Raw genomic sequence first — 21273 nt, 5'->3', positions numbered from 1 at the left:
TCGCTTCCCGATCGGGCCCCGTGCGGGATCAGGCGTTGTCTTCTTCGCCGCCTTCGAACTCGGTGTTCGGGTCGAAGAAGTTCTCCGGCCGTGCGTTGTCGTTGATGTCGTCGCCATAGATGGCTTCGGCGGTGGTCAGCGTCTCGCCCTTGGCCTGGCGCTCGGCTTCGTCGGCCGTGCGGGCGATGTTGAGGCTGATGGTGACCTCGACTTCCGGATGCAGCGCAATCGCCACATTGGTGACGCCGATAGTCTTGATCGGCTGGTTGAGCTGGATCTGGTTGCGGTTGACCGAGAACCCTTCGGCGGTCAGCAGGTCGGCGATGTCGCGGGTCGACACCGAACCGTAGAGCTGGCCTGTCTCGCCGGCCGAACGCACGGCGATGAAGCTCTTGCCGTCGAGCTTTTCGGCAACCTGGCTGGCTTCCGACTTGCGCTCGAGGTTGCGCGCTTCGAGCTGCGCGCGCTGCCCTTCGAACTTCTTCTTGTTGGCTTCGTTGGCGCGCAGCGCCTTGCCCTTCGGCAAGAGAAAGTTGCGGGCAAAGCCGTCCTTGACCTTGACGGTATCACCCATCTGGCCGAGGCGGGAAACGCGTTCGAGAAGAATCACTTGCATGGTTTTGTTCCTTCGTCTGGGCACCGACCGCGGGATCGGCGCCGAATTGAATGGAACAGGTCAGGAAGCTCTGAGCGCCTTGGCGCCGGTGTCGCTGTCCTGCCTGTCGCGGCAGTTAGAGGCTTTTCACCTCAACTCGGGATTTCAATGCACGTCGCCAAGAGTGGGCCCGGTTTTGGGACAACGACATGCATCATCAAATTACCCCTGCGGCGCCCGTCGCCGTGGGAGAAGGAAGCAGGCGGCGAACCGCCTGCTTCGGAGATCTTAGCGAACCACGTAGGGCAGCAGGCCGAGGAAGCGGGCGCGCTTGATCGCCTTGGCGAGTTCGCGCTGCTTCTTCTGGCTGACGGCGGTGATGCGCGACGGCACGATCTTGCCGCGCTCGGAAATGTAGCGCTGCAGAAGACGCACGTCCTTGTAGTCGATCTTGGGCGCATTGGCGCCAGAGAACGGGCAGGTCTTGCGGCGGCGATGGAACGGGCGCCGGGTCGGGATCTGATTGATGTCGACCATTATTCTGCACCTCCTTCAACGCCTTCGCGCGGACGGCGCGGACCACGATCGCCACCGGCATCGCCAAATGAGCGCGGCGGACGATCGCCACGGTCGCCGCGATCACGGTCGCCGAACGAGCGCGGACCACGATCGCCACGGTCGCGGTCGCCGAAGCCGCCGCGTTCCGAGCGCTCTTCGCGCTTCTGCATCATGGCCGACGGGCCTTCCTCATGCGCCTCGACCTTGACGGTCAGGAAACGCAGCACGTCCTCGGACAGGCCCATCTGGCGCTCCATCTCGTTGAGCGCTGCCGGCGGGCAGTTGAGGTCCATAAGCGTGTAGTAAGCCTTCCGGTTCTTGTTGACCCGGTAGGTGAGGGACTTCAGTCCCCAGTTCTCGACCCGGCCGACGGACCCGCCATTTGCGGAGATGACGCCCTTGTACTGTTCGACAAGCGCATCGACCTGCTGCTGCGAGAGGTCCTGCCGGGCAAGGAACACATGTTCGTATAGAGCCATAGTGGTTCAGTGCCTTTCTTCGTTTCTCTCCCGGATCCTCGCGGCAAAAGCCTCTGCAACTTCTCTGACCCGCTGATCCCGAGGGGGCGGGGAAGAAAGGAGCATTTCGAGACGGTCGAGAGCGGAGACACGGGAGGCGGAAGCGCTTCTGGCTTCACACGAAGGTTTTGGGTAAAACCTCCGGCCCTCCGTTCAGCCCCCAGCAAGGACCGGCAGATTGCGGGCGTCTATAAAGCAAATTGGCTGGAAGGCAAGGGTAACGCATGCTCCGGACAGCGTCCTGGCGTCGCAGGGTTGGAAAAATACCAGGCATCAACTCGTATGCGGGGTACCACCGTTGATCGTTTCGGGGAAGAAGTCCGGAGCCGCCTTACGCTTGCCGAACATCATGTCGTATTGCAGCAGGCGGAAGTCGTTGATCGCCGGATCAACGTCCTTCTGCCGCGCCCAGTCCGGCGTGGCCTCACCTGACGGTGTCAAAAGCAGATTGCGGTCGACGACGCGATAGCGTTCGCGCAGCGCGCCCAGGAAGCCGGTGTAGTAGGGGTGCGTGATCCCGGCCGTTGTCAGGATGTGGTAGGGCAGGAAGGCCGGGCTCACCGCGCCCATATCCTGCGCCGGACCGGTGCGGTTAGACCAGATGACCAGCGGCGTCTGATGATGCTCCAGTGCCGCCTCCGGCGTCGGTTCCTTGCGCGGCGCGACATTGTCCTTCAGGTAACCGGTTTCGACATAGACGGGGCCGAGCGGCGGCAGATGGTCGCCGAAGAAGGCGATGACCGTCGGCCGCTCGCGCTTCTTCGCCCATTCGATCAATCGTTCGAGGCCACGGTCGGCATCGGCGGAGCCTTCGGCGTAGCTGAGCAGCGATTCCCGCGCCCATGTGCTGATCGGTGCCGCGACCTTGTGGGTCGGATTGTAATAGCGGTACGGCTCGTAGGGACCGTGGTTCTGCAGGCTGACGGCGAAGAAGAACACCGGCCGCTCGCTGGCGTCGGCCTCTGCGATGATCTCGTCGGTCATCGACGCATCGGAAGCCAGCGGCCCGCGCTTTTCCAGTGGCGGCAGCGTCTCTTCCGAGCGGAAATCGTTGAAGCCGAAATCGGCATAGACGGCGCCCCTGTTCCAGAACCAGTTGGTGCCCGGATGGATGGCGCGCGCCCGGTATCCCTCGCTTTTCAGGAAGGTCGCCAGCGACGGCGTCGGTGTGCGCACATATTGCTGGTAGGGGATCGAGCCCGCCGGCAGGAAGGCATTGGAAAAGCCGGTCAGCGCCTCGAATTCGATGTTGGCGGTCATGCCGCCGAATTCCGGCGAAAACATATAGCCGGAACGCAGCGCCCGCACATTGGGGATCGGGTCAGGCGTGATTGTGACGCCGGGCAGCTTGGTCGGATCCCAGAAAGATTCGCTCATCACCACGATGATGTCGGGTTTCTCATCCGGTACCGAGGCCGCCACAGCAGGCCTGTCGATCGCGTCGATCGCCTTGTCGGAATAGCCCGCCGGCGCCGAGACATGCGCCATCGGCACGTTGAGCGCGAAGGCCAGCGCAAACCCGTTGGAGGCGTAGTTCTCCTTCTGGTCCCACATGATCGGGATGATCTGCAGCCGGTCGCGGGTCCACGAGAAGGTGGCGTAGTCCATGATTGAGACGAAGAAGGCGAGCAGCGGCACTGCCAGCGTCAGCCGCGCCAGCCGCCCTTTGCGGCTGAGGATCGGAACCTTGCGGCGCCACAACCGCCAGCCATAGATCAGCAGCGACAGGCCGGCGACGATGCCGACCGCCATGGCGAGCGCCGTCCAAGGCCGTTCGCGCACCAGGAGCGGCATCAGTGCCATGATCTGGCGCGAATAAAGAAAATCGGTTGGGTAGAGCGGATCGCCGAGATAATGCGACTTCTGATGCCCGACAAAGGCCAGCGCCAGCGTCAGCGGCGCCACGATCATCAGGCTCTGGTGACTGCGGCCAAGCACGGCGTCCAGTCCCATCAGCACCAATGCAAAGACAATGATGGTGGTCCAGCCCGGCTTGAATGGCTGCAGGAAGAAGTCGACCGTGCCGAAGAAGTCGCCGCGCACGATCCATTCGATGGCGAACACCAGGATGGCGGAGGCAAGCAGCGTGACCAGACCGTAGCGGATGACCGGCCATCTGCGCCCCGGCAGGTAGCCGGTGGACGGATCGTCTTCCAAGAACTGTGGCGCGGGTACGGCCGCGCCCTTCCTGATCCTAGCCACGTCTCTTCCCCCGGCCCAAGCAACGCGTATTTCCACTCGCGCCACCGTTCTGTCATAGAACTGTCATGCAAAAGCTAGCGCCTGTGGCGAAAATAAGAAGAGCCAGCAAACGATTCGTGAGCGGTTTTCATCAGGTGTGATCGGCAAAAAGCCTTTGGGAACAGGGACTCGGGGTCAGCTCCGGTTCAAGCGAGAGCCGAAATACCCCCTCCGGGCTTGACTTGGCGGTCCGCCTTGCGTCACAGGCAGTAAAAATCAGCCGCTGGAGAGCGCCCAAATGGCCGTCGCATTCACCTTTCCGGGACAGGGCAGCCAGGCTGTCGGCATGGGCAAGGACCTCGCCGACGCCTTCCCCGAGGCACGCAGGGTGTTCGAGGAAGTCGATGATGCGCTGGGCGAAAAGCTGTCGAAACTGATCTGGGAAGGCCCGGAAGAGGCGCTGACCCTGACTGCCAATGCCCAGCCGGCGCTGATGGCGGTCTCGCTGGCGGGAATCCGCTCGCTGGAAGCGCGCGGCTTTTCGCTGAAGGACAAGGTTGCCTACGTTGCCGGTCATTCGCTCGGCGAATATTCCGCCCTTGCCGCGGCCGGTTTCGTTTCGGTCGCCGATGCTGCCCGGCTGCTGCGCATCCGCGGCAACGCCATGCAGGCGGCGGTGCCGGCCGGCGAGGGCGCCATGGCGGCGATCATCGGACTGGAACAGCCCGACGTCGAAGCCGCTTGCACCGAGGCCGCAACGGGATCCGGCAAGGTCTGCCAGATCGCCAACGACAATGGCGGCGGCCAGCTGGTGATCTCCGGCGCCAGGGCGGCGGTGGAACTCGCCGCGAAACTGTGCACCGAAAAGGGCGCCAAGCGGGCGCTGATGCTGCAGGTCTCCGCACCCTTCCATTCGGCGCTGATGGCGCCGGCGGCCGATGTCATGCGCGAGGCGCTGGCCGGCGTGACCAAGAATGCACCGGTCGTGCCCGTCGTCTCCAACGTCACTGTAGCCCCGACCAGCGACCCCGACGAGATCGCGCGCCGCCTGGTCGAGCAGATCACCGGGCGCGTGCGCTGGCGCGAAACGGTGGAGTGGTTCGGCGCCAATGGCGTCGCCACGCTCTATGAGATCGGCGCCGGCAAGGTGCTTTCCGGCCTGGCGCGGCGGATCAACCGCGACATCGCCACATCGGCCGTCGGCACGCCGGCCGAAGTCGAGGCGGCGCTGGCCGCGCTTGCATAATCCACTGGCGATTCAACCCCTCCCGTGGGAAGGGTGTTCTCTTAAGATCAGGAGACGAAAATGTTCGAACTGACCGGCCGCAAGGCGCTCGTCACCGGCGCATCGGGCGGCATTGGCGAGGCGATTGCCCGGGTGCTGCATGCGCAAGGCGCCATTGTCGGCCTGCACGGCACCCGCATCGAGAAACTGGAGACCCTGGCCGGCGAACTCGGCGACCGGGTAAAGCTGTTCCCGGCCAATCTTGCCGACCGTGACGAGGTCAAGGCGCTTGGCCAGAAGGCCGAAGCCGAACTCGAAGGCGTCGACATACTGGTCAACAATGCCGGCATCACCAAGGACGGCCTGTTCGTGCGCATGGCGGACGCGGATTGGGACAGCGTGCTGGAGGTGAACCTCACCGCCGTGTTCCGGCTGACCCGCGAGCTGACCCATCCGATGATGCGCCGCCGCCATGGCCGCATCATCAACATCACCTCGGTGGTCGGCGTCACCGGCAATCCTGGCCAGACCAATTATTGCGCCTCCAAGGCCGGCATGATCGGCTTTTCCAAGTCGCTGGCGCAGGAGATCGCCACCCGCAACATCACCGTCAACTGCGTCGCCCCGGGCTTTATCGAATCGGCCATGACCGACAAGCTCAACGACAAGCAGAAAGACGCGATAATGGCCGCGATCCCGACGCGCCGCATGGGCACGAGTGTTGAAGTGGCGTCGGCCGTCGCCTATCTCGCCTCCAACGAGGCAGCCTACGTCACCGGCCAGACCATCCATGTCAACGGTGGCATGGCCATGATCTGACAGGATATTGCCGGGTGATAAGAAGACATGGCCGGCTTGTGAAAAGAGACCATTTCGCCTTGGACCTCAGCCATTTTTCGTGTAATGCGGCCCGCAACCCGGCGGTTCGGGCAAAAACCGGTCCGGCATCGTTGCGTTTCCGGCAGGACCATCTTTCAGCTTGATTAGCGGCATTCTGCCCGCTAACGAAGACAGACAAACAAAAGACGAGGATGCCCCAAATGAGTGACACCGCAGAGCGCGTCAAGAAGATCGTCATCGAACATCTTGGCGTCGATGCCGACAAGGTGACGGAGCAGGCGAGCTTCATCGATGATCTGGGCGCGGACAGCCTCGACACGGTCGAACTCGTCATGGCCTTCGAAGAAGAGTTCGGCGTCGAGATTCCGGACGATGCGGCCGAGACCATCCTGACCGTCGGCGATGCCGTGAAGTACATCGACAAGGCTTCAGCCTGACACTATCCGCAGTCATCACCGGGGAGGACCTGCGATGAGGCGTGTCGTCGTCACGGGCCTTGGCCTGGTTTCGCCGTTCGGCATGGGCTTCGAGCACAGCTGGAAGGAACTTCTGACCGGCCGCAGCGCCGCCAAGCGCGTCACCGAGTTCGAAGTGGGAGATCTTGCCTGCAAGATCGCCCACGTCATTCCGCGCGGTGACGGCACCAACGGCACGCTCAATCCCGAAGCCGTGCTCGAGCCCAAGGAACTGCGCAAGATCGGCGACTTCATCCTTTACGGGATTGCGGCCGCCGACGAAGCGCTGAAGGATTCCGGCTGGGAGCCCAGCACCGAAGCCGAGCGCTGCGCCACCGGCGTCATGATCGGCTCCGGCATTGGCGGCCTCGAGGGCATCGCCGAGAACGCTATCATCCTGAAAGAGCGCGGACCGCGCCGTATCAGTCCATTCTTCATTCCCGGCAACATTATCAACCTGGTATCTGGCCAGGTATCGATCCGGCATGGGCTGAAAGGCCCCAACCACGCCGTCGTCACCGCCTGCTCGACCGGCGCGCACGCCATTGGCGATGCCGCCCGGCTGATCATCTTCGGCGATGCCGACGTGATGCTGGCCGGCGGCGCGGAATCGCCGGTGACCAGACTATCGCTTGCCGGCTTCGCTGCTTGCCGGGCACTGTCCACCGACCGCAATGACACGCCTGAGAAGGCCTCGCGTCCCTATGACCGCGACCGTGACGGCTTCGTCATGGGCGAGGGCGCCGGGGTCGTCGTGCTGGAAGAACTCGAACACGCCAAGGCGCGCGGCGCCAAGATCTATGCCGAGGTCACCGGCTACGGCCTGACCGGCGATGCCTATCACATCACTGCACCGGCCGAAGACGGCGACGGCGCCTTCCGATGCATGACGGCGGCGCTGAACCGGGCCAAGCTGACGCCCGCCGACGTCGACTACATCAACGCGCACGGCACCTCGACCATGGCCGACACGATCGAACTCGGCGCCGTCGAGCGGCTGGTCGGCAACGCCGCCTCGAAAATCTCGATGTCGTCGACCAAGTCGTCGATCGGCCATCTCCTGGGTGCGGCGGGTGCCGCCGAGGCGATCTTTTCGATCCTCGCTATCAGAGACAACATCGCGCCAGCCACCATCAATCTTGACAACCCGGAACGCGAAACCGCGATCGATCTTGTTCCGAACACGCCACGGCATCGCCAGGTCGACGTGGCGCTGTCCAACTCCTTCGGCTTCGGCGGCACCAACGCTTCGCTGGTATTCCAGCGTTATACAGGCTGATTGCGGTATCGACCGGCGCGCCAGCGGTCTGTCGTCAATTTTGCCATATTCAAGCCTACTCTGCCGCTGGGGATTCGTCGCATCGGCCTGAAACCGAAGGCGCTTTTTTTAAAAGCACGATGCGTAGGCTTGAAATGTTAGGGCACGCTGTGCGTCCAATCGGGCGCATGGTCGCTCTAAGAGATCAGATGGTAGGGCGCTAATGAACACCAATCCGGGCGGCAGCGGACAATTCGGACAAAACCAGCAGACCGGCCCGATCGTGCCGAAGACCGCGGCCGAAGCTTTGCGCCCGGAAGCCGGCACACCACCACCAAAGCGCTCGCGCGCCTCGCGCAGCCAAGTCGTGGTGTTCATGAACTTCGTCATCTCCGCGGTGATGTTGATGATCCTCGCCGCCGGCGTTTCGCTCTATTTCGGCAAGCAGGCATTCAACGAACCGGGCCCGTCGGTGGCCGGCGACACCTTCCTGGTCAAGCCGAGCACCGGCGTCCAGGATATTGCCGACCAGCTCGAACGGCGTGGGCTGATCAGCGATGCCCGCATCTTCCGCATCGCCGTGCGGGTCTATGGCAATGATTCAGCGCTGAAGGCAGGCGAATACGAGATAAAGCCGCGCGCCTCCATGCGCGACATCATGGAGCTTCTGAAGAGCGGCAAATCGGTGATGTATTCGCTGACCATTCCCGAGGGCCTGACGGTCGAGCAGGCGCTGCAGCGCATCGCCGAGCAGGATGCGCTGACCGGCGACATGCCGGCCGCCAAGCCGGCTGAGGGCAGCCTCGCCACCGACACGCTGCGCTTTACCCGCGGCGCCACGCGCCAACAGATGGTCGACAAGCTGCTCGCCGACCAGAAGAAGCTGGTCGACGAGGTCTGGCAGCGGCGCGCGCCCGACCTGCCTCTGGCCAATGTCGACGACTTCGTCACCTTGGCCTCGATCGTCGAAAAGGAAACCGGCCGGGGCGACGAGCGCTCGCGCGTTGCCGCCGTCTTCCTCAACCGTCTGGCCAAGGGCATGCGGCTGCAATCCGATCCGACCATCATTTACGGCCTGTTCGGCGGCAAGGGCAAACCCGCCGACCGGCCGATTTATCAATCTGACATCCAGAAACAGACGCCTTACAACACCTATCTGATCAATGGCCTGCCGCCGACGCCGATCGCCAATCCCGGCCGCGCCGCGCTCGAAGCCGTCGCCAACCCGTCGAAGACCGATGATCTCTATTTCGTCGCCGACGGCACCGGCGGCCACGTCTTTGCCACCACGCTTGCCGAGCACAATGAGAACGTTGCCCGCTACCGGGCACTGCAGAAGAAGCAGGCTGAAGACGCCGCCAAGGGCGCCAAGACTCCGGGCCAGACCGATGCGCCGGCGGATGGCGACGACAACGGTGACGCAAGTGGCGATGCCGCCGGTGACAGCGGTGATGCCGGCGATACGGGTGCCGCCCAGTAGCAGGCCGGCGCTTTCAGAGGGATCGACCTTAAGCGACGCGGACAGAGGCGGACGCGCTGCTGCTTTGAACGAACAGCGGGGTTCGAAGCGTTTTCGGTCTTGCTCGGGTGCCTCTGAATCTCGATTTCAGCCCTGCGAGATCGAAACGACAGCGGCAATCAACATCTTGCCGGTATTGCGATTCTGACATTCGCGCTGCCCGTGATATCGAACGCATGCGCAATTGTTAGAATCGGACCATCAGGGAGACACGAGCCGCATCATGAATTTGCAGAGCATGACCGGATTTGCACGCACTGTTGCCGAACATGACGGCGCCTCGATCGCCTGGGAGGTCAAGTCGGTCAACGGCAAGAGCGTCGAGGTCAGGTTGCGGTTGCCGCAAGGTTTCGAGCGGCTCGAACCGACTGTGCGGCAGACGCTGCAGAAGCGCTTTTCGCGTGGCAATTTCCAAGCGACGCTGACCGTCGGCCGCGCCGCCGGCCAGCAGGCGCAGCCGGTGGTCAACGANCCGACTGTGCGGCAGACGCTGCAGAAGCGCTTTTCGCGTGGCAATTTCCAAGCGACGCTGACCGTCGGCCGCGCCGCCGGCCAGCAGGCGCAGCCGGTGGTCAACGAAGCCTTCCTCAGGGATCTGGCGGGCATGGCCAAGCGGCTGCAGGACCAGTTCGGTGTTGGTCCGGCAACTGCCGACGGTCTGCTTTCCCTGCGCGGCGTGCTCGATATCCCTGAAACCAGCGAAACCGAGGAGGTGCGGGCAGCACTCGACGCGTCAATCCTGTCCGCGCTGGAAACGGCGCTTACAGGTCTCGAGCAGGCACGCCAGAACGAGGGCGAAGCGCTGCGTTCGCTGCTTTCCGGCCATATCGACGCCATTGAGGCGCTGACGCTTCAAGCCGAGGCCGACCCGTCGCGCGAACCGGCGGCGATCCGCGAGCGGATCGCCGAACAGGTGCGGCTGCTGATGGATGCGTCGGCCAATCTCGATGCCGGCCGGCTGCACATGGAAGCGGCGTTCCTGGCCACCAAGGCCGATATCCGTGAAGAGATCGATCGGCTGAAGACGCATGTGGCGTCGGGCAGAGCGCTGCTGGCAAATGGCGGCGCCATCGGCCGCAAGCTCGATTTTCTGGCGCAGGAATTCAACCGCGAATCGAATACGCTGTGTTCCAAGTCGAACGCCGCCACTGTCACCGCCATCGGGCTGGAACTGAAGGCGGTGGTCGACCAGTTTCGCGAACAGGTCCAGAATCTGGAGTAAACCCGAATGGGTGGCAAGGAGCCGATGGTTGCCAGGGATCTCGGATCCCGCATTCGCCGCCGCGGGCTGATGCTGGTCCTGTCGTCGCCGTCGGGCGCCGGCAAGTCGACGATCGCGCGCAACCTGCTGGAAAGCGACGGCAGCCTGGAATTATCGGTCTCGGTCACCACCAGGCCACGCCGCGGCTCGGAGATCGAGGGCGTCCACTATCACTTCCGCACCACGCGCGAGTTCGAGCGGCTGCGCGATTCCGACGCGTTGCTCGAATGGGCCGAGGTGCACGGCAATTGCTACGCGACGCCGCGCGAGCCGGCCGAACTGGCGCTGGCGCAGGGCCGTGACATGCTCTTCGACATCGACTGGCAAGGCGCCCAGCAGCTCAAGGAGAAGATGCGCGCCGACATCGTCTCGATCTTCATCCTGCCGCCGTCGATGAAGGAATTGAAGTCGCGCCTCAAGCGCCGCGCCGAGGACCAGGAGCACGTGATCGAGACCAGGCTGAAGAACGCCCGCAACGAGATCGAGCACTGGAAGGAATATGACTTTGTCATCGTCAACGACGATCTCGACCGCGCCTTCGCCGAAGTGCGTGGCATCGTGACGGCGGAAAGGCTGCGGCGCGACCGCCGGCCCGGGCTGTTCGATTTCGTCTCGGGGTTGCTGGACGAGAAGACGGAATAGCTCGTCCACCGCTGGCAATCTAAATTAGCGGCATCAGCTGCCTGGCAGATCGTCCGGCCAACGCTGCGCTCCGTGAAGCACGCGCAGGATTCGAATCGTGCTGTTGGTCAGCTGATAGGCCGCGACATATGGCGTGCCGACGATGACGATCTCTCGTGTCCCTGCAAGCCTGCCGATCCGGCCGCTTTGGGGAAGGTCCCGAAGACGGTTGATTGCGGCGACGATCCGCTCATCGGTGGCGATCGCGGCCGCAGGATTGTCGGCCTCGATATGCGCGAAGATGCCGTCGCGATCTGAAAGCGCAAATGGCGACCAGACGATCTTCAAGATTTAGGTTCACCCGAACGCCGCGCCGCGGCGCGTCTCTCGGCAAAATGCGCCTCGACTTGATCATCAGGAATGTCTTGTCGGGTGTCGTCGAGCGCTTCGCGAACCTTGGCGCGAAACCATAAATCATACGCCTCGTTGTTTGTGACGAGATCGATGGGCAGCGCACCCTCGTTGGCGGTTCGGGTGAGCAATATCCGCACCGCATCCGAGACCGTCAGCCCCATGCTTTCGAGCACCGCCGAAGCTCGATCCCGGATGTCGGCGTCGATACGCGTCTGGACCAGTGCATTTGCTGGCATGGCAATCTCCTTCGACGTCAATGTAATGCGTTTGAATGACGATTGCTAGGCGGCGCTAGCGCCGCCGGTCAAACCGCGTTTGTCAGCCGCACGAATTCCTCGACGCTGAGCGTCTCCGCACGCCGGGTCGGATCGATGCCGGCGCGCGTCAGCAGTGCCTCGCCACCCAGGCTCTTCACGCTCTGCCGCAGCATTTTCCGGCGCTGGCCGAAAGCGGCTTCGGTGACGCGACCGAGTTTTTTCACGTCGGTTGACAAAGGGCTGGCGCGCGGCACCAGATGCACCACCGAGGACGTTACCTTGGGTGGCGGCGTGAACGCTTGCGGCGGCACGTCGAAGGCGATCCTCGCCTCGGTCCGCCAGCCCGCCAGCACGCCGAGCCGGCCATAAGCATCGCTGCCGAAACCGGCGACAATGCGCTCGGCCACCTCGCGCTGGAACATCAGCGTCATCGATTGATAGAAGGGTGGCCAGTCCGCCACAGTCAGCCAACGGATCAACAGCTCGGTGCCGATATTGTAGGGCAGGTTGGCGGCAATCCTCACCGGGCTGCCTTGTGACGCGGTCTTGGCAAGAGCGGCAAAATCCGTCTTCAGCGCATCGCCGCTGATCACCTCGAGCCGGCCCGGATAGTGGTTGGAGACCTCGGCCAAGGCCGCAAGGCAGCGTTCGTCGCGCTCGATGGCGACGACGCGGCGGGCACCGGCAGCGAGCAGCGCCCTGGTCAGCCCGCCGGGGCCGGGGCCGACCTCGATTACCGTACTGTCGCTAAGGTCCCCGGCGACGCGCGCGATCTTGCCGGTCAAATTGAGGTCGAGCAGGAAATTCTGGCCAAGCGCCTTCTTTGCCTGCAGTCCATGGCGCTCGATCACCTCGCGCAGCGGCGGCAGCCCGTCAATGCTCATGAATTTTGGGCTCATGATTTGGGCTCATGATTTTTGGCTCATGCAACTGCGGGCTTTGCGCCGGTATCGGCCAGCCGGCGGGCCAGCTTTAGCGCCGCGATCAGGCTGTCGGGACGTGCGATGCCCTTGCCGGCGATGTCGAAGGCTGTGCCGTGATCGGGCGAGGTGCGGATGAACGGCAGGCCAAGCGTGACGTTGACGGCCTGGTCGAAGGCCAGCGCCTTGGCCGGGATCAACGCCTGGTCATGATACATGCAGACCGCCACGTCGTAGCCGGCGCGGGCGCGCGCATGAAACATCGTATCGGCCGGCAGCGGTCCGAAGGCATCGATGCCTTGCGCCCGCAACATGTCGACCGCAGGACGAATGATGTGCTCGTCCTCTGTCCCCATGGCGCCGCTTTCGCCGGCATGCGGATTGAGGCCGGCAAGCGCGAGCCTCGGCCTGGCGATGCCGAAACGGCGTGCAAGATCGCCGGCGGTGATGCGCGCGATGGCAACGATCAGCTCCGTCGTCAGCGTCTTCGGCACCTCGGCCAGCGCGATGTGGATGGTGACAGGAACGGTGCGCAATTCGGGGCCGGCGATCAGCATCACCGGCGTCACCGTGCCGCCGGTGTGGAGCGAGGCCAGATGCGCCAGATACTCGGTGTGGCCGGGAAAGCCGAAGCCGGCATCGTAGAGCGGCTTCTTCGCGATCGGACAGGTGACGACCGCGGCCGCGTGACCGGCAAGGCAGTCGGCGACGGCGCGATCGATGGCCTCGATGATGCCGGCGGCATTGGCCGGGTCGGGCCGGCCGGGATCGTCGGTGAAGTGGGCCGCCAGCGGCACCACGGGCAAGGCGTGTTGAAAGACACCAGCTGCTTGGGCCGGCACCGTCTCGGCGATTGCCACCGCCGCGCCGAGCCGGCGCGCCCGCGCGGCAATCAGCGCCGGATCGGCGAGAAGGTAGAAGGGCGCGGCACCGGAACCGCGGGCGCTCTGCCACGCGGCAATGGCGATTTCCGGACCGACGCCGGATGGATCGCCGACGCTCAGCGCCAGCGGAAGCTCTGTCTCACGCACGGCTGGGCCGGTTCAGCGCGTAACGATCTTGGCTTTCGCCTTCAGCTCTTCGACATATTTGGCCGAGAGCTCGTCGGCGTTCTTGTCGCCGCTGCCTTCGCTCTGGAACACCATCTGGGCCGCCTTGTCGTCGGAAACCTCTCGCGACGAGCAGATGCCGATGAATTCAATGCCGCGATCGGTCTCGCGCACGGCCGTGGCGCCGCCCAGCTTGGTGGCCTTGATCTGCTCGGCCCAGTCCGGCGGCAGTTGCGGCGCCAGCAATCGGGGGAGGTCGCGAACGGTGACGTCGATCAGGCCCTTGGCGAATTCACGCGTGGTGTTGCAGCCATTGAAGCGGGCGCGCATGGCTTCAGCCTCGCGCTTGCGTTTGGCGAGTGTGGCACTGCGCTCGGCCTTCGGCACCACGAAGATCACCTGCTGCAGCATGTACTCGGTGGCGCTTGGCTTGGCGCCGCCTTTTTCGAGCATGCGCTTGACCAGATCCTGTTCGCTCACCTCCCCGCCGCCGCCGCTGTAGCGTGCGCTCAGCGCCTGGTTCCACGCCATCTGGGAGCGGATGAATTCCTTGAAATGCTCCTTGGTCACGCCGGACTGCGCCATGACACCGTCGAGCTGCTTGAGCTGCATCTTGTTGCTCGAGGCAAAGCGCTGATAGGCAGCCTCTACCTGGGCGTCGGAGATGCGGATGCCGAGACGCCTGGCCTCCGCCATGCGCAGCGTCTGGTCGATCATTTCCTGACCCGCGTCACCCTTCTTGCGCTGCAGTTTCAGGAAGGCAGCCCGGTGCGCGATGTCGCCGGTGGTGATCGGCATGTTGTTGACGACATACTTGATTTCACTGGCGAACGCCGGCGGTACCATCATGGTGACAGAGACCGAGGTCGCCGCCAACAGGAGCGCGAATCCTGCCGAAAACAGGTATTTCCTCATCGAAAGCATCCCAATTCTACCCGGTTTTGGCCGATTCCAGCCCGATATTGGCGAAATCCGTGCCCGCTTTATGCGGCAAAACGATGTCGTCAGCCGGCTCTACTGGATGGAGTCGATCGAGCTTTGGGACGAGCCGAAATCGCCGAGCGTGCGGAACGACAGGTTGAAGCCGACATTCTGCGACACTTCCTTGGTGTTGATGTCGCGTGATTCCGAGTACGTCATCAGGTAGGTGAAGCAGGAATCATTGTAGGCAAAGCCGACGCCGTCCTTGACCAGCACGCTTTGTTGCAGGTCGTAGGTGCCGGTGCCGAAGACGCGCCAGTTTTCGGCCAGGTGTGTCGAGGCGCCGAGCGTGACTTCGTGGCGGTCGGTGGTGAAACCATAGAGCGGCTGCGCCTGGATGAAGGCGTATTTGGCGCTCAGCGAAACCGGCAGCCCGGAATAGGCGGCCTTCACCTCGGCACGGCGAACTTCGAAGGTCTGCTCGTCGAAGCGGCCGCTGAGCGAACCGGAGAAGCCGCTCGGGCTGCTGAAGCCGACAAGGCCGACATAGTCGGAGGTCGAAGTCTCCAAGCCGGAATCGGCGCCCGCATTGACCAGATCCGGTGAATCGAACGAGTTGCGCCCGCCCAACTGGTAGGATTGGCCGAAGATCGCGTTGGTGCCCCAGCCATTGTCGTAGGCGCCGGAATAGCGGAACCCGACATTGGCGCGGCTGCCGCCTTCGACGCGGTCGTAGCCGGAGAACTTGTCGCGCTCGAACAGCGTCGTGGCGTCGAAGACGAAGCTCTGTGCATCCTCGTTGGGAACGGCGAGCCCGCCGACATACTGCTCATTCGGGCGCATGAAGACCTGCGCCATCGGCTCGACGATATGGCTGGAGCCGGTCATCGAGAACAGCACCGGCCAGCGCATTTCAAGTCCGGCGGTCGCCATGTACCGGGCGAAGGAAGACCGCATGTCGTCGGCGGCACCGACATTCGTTGCCATCTGGTTTACCGCAGTCAGCGAAGCCGAAGAAGCGTTGAGATAGTCGACGTCGCCCTGCAGAGCCAGAAGGGGCGTCAACTGCAATCCGCCGTCCGTGGTGAAGGTACGCTTCCATTCGGCTTCGGCGGTGAGGCGACCGGATTCGCCCTCGATGCCGCGCACGCGCTGGACGCCTGAGCCCGGCACATAGGGGGTAAAATAGGCCTGATCGAGATCGTCGCGGCGAATGACTCGTGCATTGACGTTGAACGACAGCTGGCCGCCGGCCACCGACATGTCGGGGATGTAGGCATAGTCGAGCGACGGCAACACCCAGGGCTGCTTGTCGCTGCGCGATGCGACGTTGCCGTCCGGTGTGTTCTCCTGAACCTGGAAGCGCATGGCGCGCACATCGAAATAATTGCGGTCGTTTAGGCCGGTCAGGTAGACCGACGATTGATGCACGGCGTCGTTGTAGCCTTCGATCGTATAGGTACGCGAAAAATTCTTGTCGGTCTGAAGCAGGATATCCCAGCCGAAGTCCCAGCGCGGATTGATGGCGAACTGGCCCTTGGTGCCCATCATGCCGCGGAACTTGTTCGGATCGCCTGCTGGCCCCGAATTGACATTGTAGCCGCCGGGGAAAGCCGCGAAATCACGGAAAGCGCCAGGGTCCTGCTGGTTGATTCCGGCAAGCTTCAGCGTGTACTGGCCATTGTTGAAGCGCTGGCGCCACTCGGCCTCGCCGAGGAAACCCTGCTTGGTGTAGCCGCTGCCGGTAACGGTGAGGTCGTAGGTCGGCGACAAAGCGAAGTAGTAGGGGACTTTGACGCCGACGCCGAGACGATTGTTGTAGCCGATGCTGGGGATCAGGAAGCCACTTTTGCGCTTGACCGTCGGGTCGGCGATCTCGAACGCCGGCAGATAAGCCAGCGGGAAGCCGAAGAATTCGAAATTCGCATTCTCGAAGCGAACCGTCTTCTTTTCGCCGTTCCAGATGATCTTCCTGGCTTTGATCCGCCAGGTCGGCGCCTTGTCCGGCTTGTCTTCGCAAGGCTCGCAGGCCGTATAGACGCCGTTGTGGAACGTCGTCAGCACGCCGCCCATGCGCTCGGCGCTTTCGGCGGCGAAATAGGCTTTTTCGGGCGTTTCGACGCGCAGCGCATTGACGAAACCGTCAGCGAAATCGTCGGTAATATCGATATGCTGCGAGTTGATCTTGGTGCCGTCGCTGTTGACGATCTCGACATTGCCGCTGGCAACCAGCCGCTTGGTGTTTCGATCATAGACGACGCGCTGGGCGACGAGCTTGTTGCCGCCATAGTCGATCTGGACGCCGCCGATGGCGGTGACCGTCTGGTTGTCATTGTTATAGACGAGCGTGTCTGCCGCCAGCAGCATCTGGGAGCCGGAGGGAACCTTCGTTGCCACGTCGGTAACGTCCTGCGCCAGCGCAGGGGCCGTCAGCACGCCGCAGGCGAGCAGGCATGCCAAGGCGCTCGCCGAATAGAGGCGCGCCAAACCGGCCTGCCTATGGCTGCGCAAAGCCGCCTCCCTCACTAGCCGTCTTCCTTGTATAGCAGGAATGTCACCCCAAAGAACATAGCCACGACAACCGGAACCCATGCAGCCACGGCTGTGGGCACGAATCCCGCAACGCCGAATGCCTTGACCAATACCGAAACGACATAAAGCAGAAAGCCGGCGAGGACGCCACCCAGAATCATCGTTGCCGACTGCCCCATCCTCGCAAATCGCATTGAAACTGTTGCCGCAATCAGCGTCATGGCCACAAGCAGGAACGGTAACGCCACCAGCGAATCGAACTGCATGGCGAAGGCATTTGCCTTGAGGCCGAAGGAGCGGGCAACCTCAATCTTGCCGGGAAGGTCGTAAAACGGGATGGTTTCGGGGCGCGCCAGCCGTTCCTGCACGAATTCCGGCTTGAGGTTGGTCGGCAACTGGTCGGTCGTTTCGGAACGGATGTTGCCGTCCTTGAACACCTTGACGTCCTGCAATTCCCAATAGCCGTCGCGCAGAAAGGCCCGCGCCGCGTCCTTGCGCTCGACGATATTGCCCTGCGGATCGAGGACGAAGAACACGGTGTCGGCCATTTCCAGGCCCTGGTTCAGGATGGCGCGGGCGCCGATGATGGTGTCGCCGGAGTTGGTTTTCTGGCGGATCCACGGCGTGGCATCGGCCGCCACCGCGTTCGAATTGCCGGATCGCAGCTGGTTTTCCATCTGCTCCGACCATGAGAAGCCATGCGCGGCGATCGGATTGAGCACGCCGACCGACAAAATGCCGAATAACAGCGCACCGATGCAGCAGGGCAACAGAAACTGCCAGGCCGACACTCCGGCCGAGCGCGCAATCACCAGCTCGTATTTTCGGTTGAGCGAGACCAGCGTCGCCATCGCCGAGAACAGGCCGACGAACGGCACCGTCTGCAGCATGATCATCGGCATCCTCAGCGCCGAGATCGCGACCGCCGTGCCGTAGGTGAAGCCCGGCAGGCCGGTGATGCGGCCGGACAGCTCGGTGAAGTCGATCAGGAACACCAGCGCCAGAAGGCCGATGAAGAACCAGATCGTGATCGACACGTAGCGAAAGAAGAAGTAGCGGCCCAAGGTCCAGCCCATCGTCAGGCTCCCTGGCCGGATGTGTAGCGCCGATTGAGGCGCAGCTTGAGCGCCGTCCAGCCATCGCTGACGCGGCCGGCGAAATTCGTCATCCAGTCGGCCCAGCTGCCGGGCAGTTCCATGCTTCGCGAGGTGACGATGAACCAGATGGCGACCGCCGAGGCGATGACCGGCACGCCATAGACCATATAGGCGTATTGCGGGATCTTGTCGGCCTTGCCGGCGGCAAAGAAGCCCAGCCAGCGCACGAACAGCGCAATGGCGATGGCTGTGATCAGCGGGTGGATGCGCGCCTCGCGGTGTGAGCGCGCATCGCCTGCCACGGCCAGCGCGATCAGCGCGAACACCAGCGAATAGGACCATTCGGAAAAGCGCTGGTCGAGCTCGGCCTTGTAGGCGCCGGGCCTGCGCTGGAAGATCTTGTCGTTCGGATCCGGGTTGAGCAGGTATTGCGTCGTTCGGTCCTTGGGCAGGAGCATGATATCGTTCGCCGCCGACATGAAGGCGGAAAGGTCGAAGGCGTAGGACGTGAAGCGGATGACCGACAGATCGCCGGTCAGCGTCTTGCGATGAATGACGCCGTCATTCATCATCAGCACCTTCTCGTCACCCTTTTCGACGACGCTGCCGCTCTTGGCATAATAGATCAGATTGGCGCCTTCCTCACGCGAATCGGCCACGAAGATGCCGCCGAGCCGGTTGTCCGGCAGCCGCTCGCCTATCTGCAGGAACAGCCCGTCGTCGATCTTGCGGAACGTGCCTTCCTGGATGATCAGCGACAAGAGATCGGCGCGCGAGGACGCGATCAGCTGGCGGTTCTTCTGCCTGGCATAGGGTTCGACGCCATTGTCGACCGCGAAGGAAAAGACGCTGGCCGCCAGCGCGATCAGCAGGACCGGCCGCACAATCGTCCAGCGCGAGGCGCCGGCTGCGTTGATGACGGCCAATTCCGAATCGGAGTTCATGACGCTGAGCGTCTGGGCCACCGCCACCACCAGGGCGAATGGCACCACGATCGGGATGATGGTGGGGATGATGAGGCCCGCGACCTCGAAAAAAGTCAGCGCCGATTGGCCACTGTCGGTGACCAGGTCGATGCGGGCAAGCACCTGCGTCGTCCAGACAATGGCCAGCGTCCAGATCAGCGCAGCGAGAAACACCGCCAGTGCGCGACGCATGATGTAGCGTTCAACGACCTTCATGTAAGGCTTTTCTCGATTTGCCGAACGGCATCATGCCCGCGGACAAGGTAGTCGTCCGGCTGCGGCTGTACAACTGGGTGCGTTTGGCCATTTCTTTCAGGCGGTTCGATCCGATTCTCCGTCCCACATCGCCCGTCCCGCAGGCCGGAGTGTCGGCGGCAATGGATAAGAAAGGGAGAACATCGATGGTTAACAACAGGTTGCGGCAGGAAAGCGGGGCCGTGCCGCGACGAATCGTTATCGATTCCGCTGCGCATATGAGCCCTGATTCCGGCAAAGTCTTGCCAAATCAAGGAAAACGACCAAATGTCGCGCATCTTCCCTGAGAATGCATTTTTCCTGAAAATCTGAGCCGTTTCCCGAAAGCAGGACCTGATGACTTTGAGACCATTGATCGCCTTCGCCAAATTTGCCGCACCCAAAAAGGGCAGCATCTTCGTGCTGGCGGCCGACGATGGTGGCCTTGGCGAACCGGCAAAGGCCTGCGACCCCTCAGGAACGCTGGCGCGGGCGTTTCCGGTGGCGGAGTTTTCCGGAAAATTCGCCGGTGTCGTCGAAGTGTTGGCGCCGCAGGGAACATCGCTCGACCGACTGGTCGCGGTCGGCGCCGGCAAGGTCGCCGGCCTCGATGACTTTGCCTGGCTGAAGCTTGGCGGCACCATCGCCGCGTCCCTGCGCAAGGCAGCGGAGGTGGCCGTCATCCTCGATGTGCCGGGCGCAAAGATTGGCGGCAGGCAAGCGGCGAACCTTGCCGCCGGCATCATTCTGCGCAGCTACTCCTTCGACAAATACAAGACCAGGAAAGACAAGGACGATGCCGAGCCGAAGAAACCGGTCAAGGTGACCATCCACACCGCCGATCCTGCCGCGGCGAAAAAGGCCTTCGCCGACGAGGTTGCGGTCATCGACGGCGTGCTTCTGGCGCGCGACCTTGTCAACGAACCGGCCAATACGCTCGGCCCGATCGAATTCGCCGCCCGCGCCAAGGAACTGGAAGTGCTCGGCGTCGAGGTCGAGATCCTCACCGAGAAGGAAATGAAGAAGCTCGGCATGGGCTCGCTCCTCGGTGTCGCGCAGGGTTCGCCGCGCGGCGCCCGGATGGCTGTCATGCAATGGAAGGGCGGCAAGGCCAAGGACGCACCGGTCGCCTTCGTCGGCAAGGGCGTCACCTTCGACACCGGCGGCAATTCTATGAAGCCGGCCTCCGGCATGGAAGACATGAAGGGCGACATGGGCGGTGCCGCGGCCGTCATCGGGCTCATCCAGGCGCTGGCCGCGCGAAAGGCCAAGGCCAATGTCGTCGGCATCGTCGGGCTGGTGGAAAATGCCGTCGACGGCCATGCCCAGCGCCCCGGCGACATCGTCACCTCGATGTCGGGTCAGACCATCGAGGTGCTCAACACCGATGCCGAAGGACGCCTCGTTCTGGCCGACGCGCTGTGGTATTGCAACGACCGCTTCCAGCCGAAATTCATGGTCAATCTGGCGACGCTGACCGGCGCCATCATGGTCGCGCTCGGCCAGCATTATGCCGGCCTGTTCTCCAACAATGACGAACTTTCGGACAGGTTGACGGCGGCCGGCCAAGCGAGTCAGGAGCGGCTGTGGCGCATGCCGCTTGGGCCCGAATACGACAAGCTGATCGATTCCAAGAACGCCGACATGAAGAACATCGGCGGCCGCTATGGCGGGGCCATCATCGCCGCGCAGTTCCTGCAGCGCTTCGTCAAGGAAACGCCGTGGGCGCATCTCGACATCGCCGGCACCGCGATGGGCTCTCCGCCGAGCGAGATCAACCAGTCCTGGGGCTCGGGTTTCGGCGTCAGGCTGCTCGACCGGCTGGTGCGCGACAATTACGAGGGATAAGGCAG

General features: G+C 63.1%; 21 protein-coding genes. 9 read left to right on the top strand and 12 right to left on the bottom strand.

Annotated features, from left to right (window positions below):
- Positions 1 to 28: 28 nt before the first annotated feature.
- The 4 genes from rplI to X757_RS141480 form a co-directional block, all read right to left on the bottom strand.
- Positions 29 to 616 carry a 50S ribosomal protein L9 gene (rplI, locus tag X757_RS141465; protein WP_023727352.1) on the bottom strand — a complete coding sequence of 196 codons (588 nt, stop codon included), beginning with the start codon at positions 614 to 616 and terminating at the stop codon, positions 29 to 31.
- A gap of 267 nt (positions 617 to 883) precedes the next feature.
- The gene (gene rpsR, locus X757_RS141470; RefSeq protein ID WP_006203718.1) at positions 884 to 1132 is read right to left on the bottom strand and encodes a 30S ribosomal protein S18; all 249 of its coding nucleotides are present in this window, start codon (positions 1130 to 1132) and stop codon (positions 884 to 886) included.
- Positions 1132 to 1632 (bottom strand): 30S ribosomal protein S6, encoded by a 501-nt coding sequence (rpsF, locus tag X757_RS141475; RefSeq protein ID WP_023672722.1) that lies wholly within the window; start codon positions 1630 to 1632, stop codon positions 1132 to 1134. Before rpsF ends, rpsR begins: the two co-directional genes overlap by 1 nt.
- Positions 1633 to 1944: 312 nt before the next feature.
- The gene (locus X757_RS141480; protein ID WP_023695600.1) at positions 1945 to 3873 is read right to left on the bottom strand and encodes an LTA synthase family protein; all 1929 of its coding nucleotides are present in this window, start codon (positions 3871 to 3873) and stop codon (positions 1945 to 1947) included.
- Positions 3874 to 4150: 277 nt separating this feature from the next.
- On the opposite strand from X757_RS141480, the gene fabD reads away from it, so the two are divergent.
- From fabD to gmk, 7 genes are all read left to right on the top strand, one after another.
- Positions 4151 to 5098 carry an ACP S-malonyltransferase gene (gene fabD / locus X757_RS141485; RefSeq protein ID WP_023695599.1) on the top strand — a complete coding sequence of 316 codons (948 nt, stop codon included), beginning with the start codon at positions 4151 to 4153 and terminating at the stop codon, positions 5096 to 5098.
- 60 nt (positions 5099 to 5158) lie between these two features.
- Complete coding sequence (gene fabG, locus X757_RS141490) at positions 5159 to 5896, top strand: 3-oxoacyl-[acyl-carrier-protein] reductase (protein ID WP_023685686.1); 738 nt, start codon at positions 5159 to 5161, stop codon at positions 5894 to 5896.
- Positions 5897 to 6117: 221 nt separating this feature from the next.
- Complete coding sequence (locus X757_RS141495; RefSeq protein WP_006203723.1) at positions 6118 to 6354, top strand: acyl carrier protein; 237 nt, start codon at positions 6118 to 6120, stop codon at positions 6352 to 6354.
- A 34-nt stretch (positions 6355 to 6388) separates the two neighbouring features.
- Positions 6389 to 7651, top strand: a complete 1263-nt coding sequence (fabF, locus tag X757_RS141500; RefSeq protein ID WP_023702951.1) for a beta-ketoacyl-ACP synthase II — start codon at positions 6389 to 6391, stop codon at positions 7649 to 7651.
- 202 nt (positions 7652 to 7853) lie between these two features.
- Positions 7854 to 9110, top strand: coding sequence for an endolytic transglycosylase MltG (gene mltG, locus X757_RS141505; RefSeq protein WP_023715070.1), 1257 nt, complete (start codon positions 7854 to 7856; stop codon positions 9108 to 9110).
- A gap of 262 nt (positions 9111 to 9372) precedes the next feature.
- Positions 9373 to 10371 carry a YicC/YloC family endoribonuclease gene (locus X757_RS141510; protein WP_023727351.1) on the top strand — a complete coding sequence of 333 codons (999 nt, stop codon included), beginning with the start codon at positions 9373 to 9375 and terminating at the stop codon, positions 10369 to 10371.
- Positions 10372 to 10395: 24 nt separating this feature from the next.
- The gene (gmk, locus tag X757_RS141515; protein ID WP_023689111.1) at positions 10396 to 11052 is read left to right on the top strand and encodes a guanylate kinase; all 657 of its coding nucleotides are present in this window, start codon (positions 10396 to 10398) and stop codon (positions 11050 to 11052) included.
- Between the two features lie 33 nt (positions 11053 to 11085).
- Here the strand turns inward: gmk and X757_RS141520 are convergent, their stop codons facing one another.
- The 8 genes from X757_RS141520 to lptF form a co-directional block, all read right to left on the bottom strand.
- A complete protein-coding gene (locus X757_RS141520; protein WP_023672730.1) occupies positions 11086 to 11379 on the bottom strand; it encodes a type II toxin-antitoxin system RelE/ParE family toxin in 294 nt (97 codons plus the stop codon).
- Positions 11376 to 11681, bottom strand: a complete 306-nt coding sequence (locus X757_RS141525; RefSeq protein WP_023672731.1) for a type II toxin-antitoxin system RelB/DinJ family antitoxin — start codon at positions 11679 to 11681, stop codon at positions 11376 to 11378. Before X757_RS141525 ends, X757_RS141520 begins: the two co-directional genes overlap by 4 nt.
- A 68-nt stretch (positions 11682 to 11749) precedes the next feature.
- Positions 11750 to 12586 carry a 16S rRNA (adenine(1518)-N(6)/adenine(1519)-N(6))-dimethyltransferase RsmA gene (gene rsmA / locus X757_RS141530; RefSeq protein ID WP_023727350.1) on the bottom strand — a complete coding sequence of 279 codons (837 nt, stop codon included), beginning with the start codon at positions 12584 to 12586 and terminating at the stop codon, positions 11750 to 11752.
- Between the two features lie 38 nt (positions 12587 to 12624).
- A complete protein-coding gene (pdxA, locus tag X757_RS141535) occupies positions 12625 to 13653 on the bottom strand; it encodes a 4-hydroxythreonine-4-phosphate dehydrogenase PdxA (protein ID WP_031251538.1) in 1029 nt (342 codons plus the stop codon).
- A gap of 12 nt (positions 13654 to 13665) precedes the next feature.
- Positions 13666 to 14595 (bottom strand): peptidylprolyl isomerase, encoded by a 930-nt coding sequence (locus tag X757_RS141540; RefSeq protein ID WP_023695593.1) that lies wholly within the window; start codon positions 14593 to 14595, stop codon positions 13666 to 13668.
- Between the two features lie 90 nt (positions 14596 to 14685).
- Positions 14686 to 17118 carry an LPS-assembly protein LptD gene (locus X757_RS141545; RefSeq protein WP_023727348.1) on the bottom strand — a complete coding sequence of 811 codons (2433 nt, stop codon included), beginning with the start codon at positions 17116 to 17118 and terminating at the stop codon, positions 14686 to 14688.
- On the bottom strand, positions 17118 to 18200 hold the full coding sequence (gene lptG, locus X757_RS141550; RefSeq protein ID WP_023695591.1) for an LPS export ABC transporter permease LptG: 1083 nt from the start codon (positions 18198 to 18200) through the stop codon (positions 17118 to 17120). The genes X757_RS141545 and lptG overlap by 1 nt, the downstream gene beginning before the upstream one ends.
- 2 nt (positions 18201 to 18202) lie before the next feature.
- The gene (gene lptF / locus X757_RS141555; RefSeq protein WP_023672737.1) at positions 18203 to 19402 is read right to left on the bottom strand and encodes an LPS export ABC transporter permease LptF; all 1200 of its coding nucleotides are present in this window, start codon (positions 19400 to 19402) and stop codon (positions 18203 to 18205) included.
- 32 nt (positions 19403 to 19434) lie between these two features.
- Here lptF and X757_RS1000000168175 point away from each other — a divergent pair, with 32 nt between their 5' ends.
- Positions 19435 to 19728: a hypothetical protein gene (locus X757_RS1000000168175; protein WP_155923279.1), complete on the top strand. Its 294-nt coding sequence runs from the start codon at positions 19435 to 19437 to the stop codon at positions 19726 to 19728.
- Between the two features lie 49 nt (positions 19729 to 19777).
- On the top strand, positions 19778 to 21268 hold the full coding sequence (locus X757_RS141560; RefSeq protein WP_023727347.1) for a leucyl aminopeptidase: 1491 nt from the start codon (positions 19778 to 19780) through the stop codon (positions 21266 to 21268).
- Positions 21269 to 21273 lie beyond the last annotated feature (5 nt).

Origin of the sequence: Mesorhizobium sp. LSHC412B00, assembly GCF_000503035.1 — a bacterium.
Taxonomy (GTDB): domain Bacteria; phylum Pseudomonadota; class Alphaproteobacteria; order Rhizobiales; family Rhizobiaceae; genus Mesorhizobium.
Note: the sequence above shows the minus strand (reverse complement) of the source record. Positions and strands in the feature narration are given on the sequence as shown.